5 protein-coding genes are annotated in these 4984 nt (G+C 67.5%); all 5 read left to right on the plus strand.

From position 1 onward, the window contains the following. A partial coding sequence (locus GJV64_RS11260; protein WP_205599605.1) for a VOC family protein occupies positions 1-544 on the plus strand: 544 nt, incomplete at its 5' end. Positions 545-554: 10 nt separating this feature from the next. Then, entirely contained in the window at positions 555-1121 is a 567-nt protein-coding gene (locus GJV64_RS11265) for a ribonuclease HII (RefSeq protein WP_235927706.1), read from the plus strand. A 185-nt stretch (positions 1122-1306) separates the two neighbouring features. Beyond that, positions 1307-2467, plus strand: a complete 1161-nt coding sequence (locus GJV64_RS11270) for a site-specific DNA-methyltransferase (protein WP_164157321.1) — start codon at positions 1307-1309, stop codon at positions 2465-2467. 135 nt (positions 2468-2602) lie between these two features. Further along, complete coding sequence (locus tag GJV64_RS15645) at positions 2603-4624, plus strand: M13 family metallopeptidase (protein ID WP_164157322.1); 2022 nt, start codon at positions 2603-2605, stop codon at positions 4622-4624. Beyond that, a partial coding sequence (locus GJV64_RS15650) for a dihydropteroate synthase (protein ID WP_408014988.1) occupies positions 4621-4984 on the plus strand: 364 nt, incomplete at its 3' end. The genes GJV64_RS15645 and GJV64_RS15650, both read left to right, overlap by 4 nt.

Here is a 4984-nt window from a genome sequence, read left to right on the forward strand (position 1 = left end):
CTGCACGCTTTCGGCGGCGCTGGCCTGCGGGCTGGGGCAGGGGCTGGCGCTGGCCGAAGCGGTGGCGCGGGCGCGCGCCTTCGTGCGGATCGCACTGCTGTCCGCGCCGGGGCTGGGGCAGGGGGCCGGGCCAATGGGCCATGCCGGCGTGATGAATGATATCACCGCGCTGCCGCCGGTGCTCAACCAGGTGACACTGCCGGCCACCGATCTTGCCGCCTCCATCGCCTTCTATCGCCAGCTTGGCCTGCGGCTGATCGTCGACAGCCCGGACAATGGCTATGCCCGCCTCGAAGCCGGCAACGGCACCACCTTGTCGCTGCATGTCGGCCATGGCGAGGCGGGCGGGGCCATGGTCTATTTCGAGTCTGGCCGCCTCGATGCGTGGGTGGCGGAGCTGCAGGCTGCCGGGGTGATGTTCGAACAGTTGCCGCAGGACCAGCCGTGGTTGTGGCGCGAGGCCCGGCTGCGCGATCCCGCGGGCAACCCGGTCTGCCTCTATGCCGCCGGCGAGAACCGCCGCTTTCCCCCGTGGCGGGTGTGATTGCTGGCCCATGATTGCCGGTGTTGACGAAGCCGGGCGCGGGCCGTGGGCGGGGCCGGTGGTGGCGGCCGCGGTGATCCTTGATGGCCCGGTTCCGGCCGGGCTGGATGACAGCAAGAAGCTCTCGGCAGCGCGGCGGCAGGCGCTGTTCGCGGCCTTGCGCGCGAGCCGGTGCCGGATCGGAGTCGGCCTGGCGAGCGTGGTCGAGATCGACAGGCTCAACATCTTGCAGGCGACATATCTGGCCATGACGCGCGCCGTCGCCGGGCTCGATGTCGAACCGGCGCTGGTGCTGGTGGATGGCAACCGCCTGCCCAAATGGCGCTGGCCAGCACGGGCCATCGTGGGTGGCGACGGATCGGAGCCGGCGATCGCGGCAGCCTCGATCATCGCCAAGGTGACGCGCGATGCGATCATGGCCGATCTGGATCTGCAGCACCCCGGCTATGGCTGGGCGACGAACCAGGGCTATGGCACCGCCGCCCACGCCGCCGCCCTGAAACGCCTGGGCGTCACCGTGCATCATCGCCGCAGCTTCGCGCCGATCCGGGCGCTGTGCGAAGAAAGTTCGGGGTGAGTCCGCCGGGCAACACCACAAGGGGTTGAGTCCGGCACGTCACGTCGGACTCAACATGTGGTGGCGTTCCCGGTTTGATTCGGCTTTGCGGCGAATCAGGGAATCTTCTTGATTCCAAATGGATTCTTGACTGCGACTCGCAGCTGACTCATCACGGGCTCGCTTTTTCTGCGGAGCCCTTCGCCATGAACGCCTTTCGAGCCAGCGACCTGCGCGATGCCGACAACCTGGGCGTGGAGACCGGGCTGAACGGTCGCAAGCCGCAACCCAGGCTGCCCACCGGGCGCGTGCTGATGGGCGACTGCATTGAAGAGATGAACCGGCTGCCCGCCGGCAGCGTCGATCTGATCTTTGCCGATCCGCCCTACAATCTGCAGCTGGGGGGCGAGCTGTCGCGGCCTGATGGCAGCCATGTCGACGCGGTGACCGATCATTGGGACCAGTTCGCCAGCTTTGCCGCCTATGATGCCTTCACCCGCGCCTGGCTGAAGGCGGCGCGGCGGCTGCTGAAGCCCGATGGCGCGATCTGGACCATCGGTTCCTATCACAACATCTTCCGCGTTGGCGCTGCTCTGCAGGACGAGGGCTATTGGCTGCTGAACGACATCGTCTGGCGCAAGGCCAACCCGATGCCCAACTTCAAGGGCACCCGCTTCACCAACGCGCACGAGACGCTGATCTGGGCGGCGCGCTCGGAAAGCAGCCGCGCCTGTTTCAACTACCAGGCGATGAAGGCGATGAACGACGACCTGCAGATGCGGTCGGACTGGCTGATCCCCATCTGCACGGGCGGCGAACGGCTGAAATCGGCCGGCGCCAAGGCGCACCCGACCCAGAAGCCCGAGGCGCTGCTGTATCGCATCCTCATCGCCTGCACCCGCCCCGGCGACGTGGTGCTGGACCCCTTCTTCGGCACCGGTACCACGGGTGCGGTCGCCAAGCTGCTCGGCCGCAAGTGGATCGGCATCGAGCGTGAGGAACATTATGTTCGCCTTGCCGAGCAGCGCATCGCGAACCTGCTGCCGCTGGAAGGCGGCGCCATGGAAATCAGCGAGGGCAAGCGCGCGGAGCCACGCATCCCGTTCGGCAGTCTCGTCGAGAGCGGCTATGTCCGCCCCGGCACACGCCTTTGGGGTCCGGGCCGCCGCGCCAACGCCCGCGTTCGCGCTGATGGCAGCCTCGACATGGCTGGCCGCCAGGGATCCATCCATCAGATGGGAGCCGCGGCGCAGAACCTGCCGAGCTGCAACGGTTGGACCTTCTGGCACGTAGAAGAAGAAGGCCAGCTTGTGCCTCTGGATGCCAAGCGTCAGGCGTTTCGCCAAGCCACTGCGGCGCACGCCTGACGTTTGGCACCCTTGTCTCGCCCCCGCCAGACGCTCTGGCCTGTGTCGGCTGCCGCAGCGCTGCGGCATGGCTGCTCTTGAGCCGGGCGTATCATCTCGCTAATACACGGCGCCTACGACTGATGGAGCCGTTTGATGCGTCGATTCCTGCTTGCCCTGGTCCTTGCCACCGCCAGCCCCTGCGCTGTCATCGCTGCTGAAACCCCCGCGATCGGCAGCTTCGGTTTCGATACCGGCGGCATGGACCGCAGCGTGAAGCCCGGCGACGATTTCAACGCCTTTGCCAGCGGCGTGTATCTGAAGAATCTGCAAATCCCGGCCGATCGCGCCGGCGCCGGCCCGACCTATGTGCTGGATGATCTGAGCCGGGAGCGCACCCGCGCCATCATCGAGGCGGCGGCGGCCCAGCGCGCCGCGCCCGGCAGCACGGCCCAGAAGGTTGGAGACTATTATGCAAGCTTCATGGACGAGGCGGCGATTGAGGCTGCCGGCCTGACGCCGCTGGCGCCCGAGCTTGATGCCATCGCTGCCATCAACGATCGCCGTGCGTTGTCGACCTGGCTCGGGCGTGGGCAGGTGTCCGGCCTCAATGCGCCGCTGCTGCTGGGCATCAGCGCCGACGACAAGAACCCCGACCAGGTGGCGGTTACCAGCTATCAGGGTGGTCTCGGCCTGCCCGAACGCGAATATTACACGGCCACCGGCGAACAGTTCGAGCAGGCCCGCGCCGCCTATCGCCGCTATGCCGCCGAAATGTTCCGCCTCGCCGGCCTCGACCGCCCCGAAGCGCGCGCCGATGCGGTGTTTGCGCTGGAAGCCAAGATCGCCGCCGTGCACTGGACGCCGGCGCAAAGCCGCGAGGCCGACAAGACCTACAACCCGGCCACGCGCGCCGAGCTGGCCAAGCTCTATCCCGGCCTCGACTGGGATGCCTTCCTGGCCGGCGCCCAGCTGGGCAGCCTGGACCGCGTGGTGATCGCGCAGACCAGCGCGATTGCCGGTTCGGCCAGGCTGATCGAGAGCGAGCCGCTGGCGGTGTGGCAGGATTATGCCCGCCTGCGCCTGCTGGCTGGCTATGCCGGTGTGCTGCCCAAGGCATTTGTCGACACCAGCTTCCAGCTGTCCAGGGCCCTCACCGGCCAGCAGGTGCTGCGCGATCGCTGGAAGCGCGGCGTGGACCAGACCACCGATGCGCTGGGCGAAGCGGTGGGTGCGCTCTATGTCGAGCGGCATTTCCCGCCAGAGGCCAAGGCCAAGACCGATGCGCTGGTGAAGAACATCATCGCCGCGCTCGATGCGCGGCTGGCGAACCTTGCCTGGATGGCGCCGGAAACCCGCGCCGTGGCGCGCGCTAAGCTCGCCGCCTTCACGCCCAAGATCGGCTACCCCGACAAGTGGCGTGATTATGCCGGGCTGGAGGTGGTGAAGGGCGACGCGCTGGGCAACCGCCGCCGCGCGCTGGCCTTCGAACATGCCCGCCAGGTCGCCAAGCTGGGCAAGCCGGTGGATCGCAGCGAATGGCTGATGGCGCCGATGGAGGTGAATGCCTATGCCTATCCGGTGTGGAACGAGATCGTGTTCCCGGCTGCCATACTGCAGCCGCCCTTCTTCGATCCCAAGGCCGACGACGCGGTGAACTATGGCGCCATCGGCGCGGTGATCGGCCACGAGATCCTGCACCATTTCGACGACCAGGGCCGCAAATATGACAAGACCGGCAGGCTGGCGGACTGGTGGACCAAGGGCGATGTCGAACGCTTCGAGACGCTGGCCAAGGCGCTGGTCGACCAATATGCCGCCTATGAACCGCTGCCCGGCAAGCGCATCGACGGCCAGCTGACGCTGGGCGAGAATATCGCCGATGTTGCCGGACTGCAGATCGCATGGGATGCATGGAAGCGGTCGCTGGGCGGCAAGCCGGCGCCGGTGATCGACGGCTTCACTGGAGAGCAGCGCTTCTTCCTCGGCTTTGCCCAGGTCTGGCGCGGCAAGTATCGCGAGCCGCTGCAGCTGCAGCTGCTGACCAGCGATCCGCATTCGCCCAACCGCTTTCGGGCGCAGACGGTGCGCAATCTCGATGCCTGGTATCAGGCCTTCGGCGTCAAGCCGGGCGACAAGCTCTATCTGCCGCCGGACAAGCGCGTGAAGATCTGGTGAGGCGCTATTATCGCCCCATCTTGACCGAAGGCGAGGGGCTGCCGCTGGCCGGCGGCCCCTTTCGCTTTGCCCGCGCCGAGTTGCTGACCCGCGCCGGCAGCGAAGGCTTCGTGGCGGCCAGCGAGCTGCCGGGCGACTGGTTGGACCGGCTGACGCGGCCGCGCCCGCTGCTGGCCCGCTTTGCCCATCCGTTGCCGCTGGTGATGGGCATATTGAACGTCACCCCTGACAGTTTTTCCGATGGCGGGCGGCACGCTGCGCCGGATGCGGCCGTGGCCGCTGCCCATGCCATGCACCGGGCCGGCGCCGCGATCATCGATGTCGGCGCCGAATCCACCCGGCCTGGTGCGGCTGAGCTGG

This window comes from Sandarakinorhabdus rubra (assembly GCF_010994245.1).
Classification (GTDB): domain Bacteria; phylum Pseudomonadota; class Alphaproteobacteria; order Sphingomonadales; family Sphingomonadaceae; genus Sandarakinorhabdus; species Sandarakinorhabdus rubra.

Bases quoted from the DNA above. Each gene is read 5' to 3' on its own strand.
- GJV64_RS11265 (WP_235927706.1), top strand. From the start codon at position 555: ATGATTGCCGGTGTTGACGAAGCCGGGCGCGGGCCGTGGGCGGGGCCG.
- GJV64_RS11270 (WP_164157321.1), top strand. From the start codon at position 1,307: ATGAACGCCTTTCGAGCCAGCGACCTGCGCGATGCCGACAACCTGGGC.
- GJV64_RS15645 (WP_164157322.1), top strand. From the start codon at position 2,603: ATGCGTCGATTCCTGCTTGCCCTGGTCCTTGCCACCGCCAGCCCCTGC.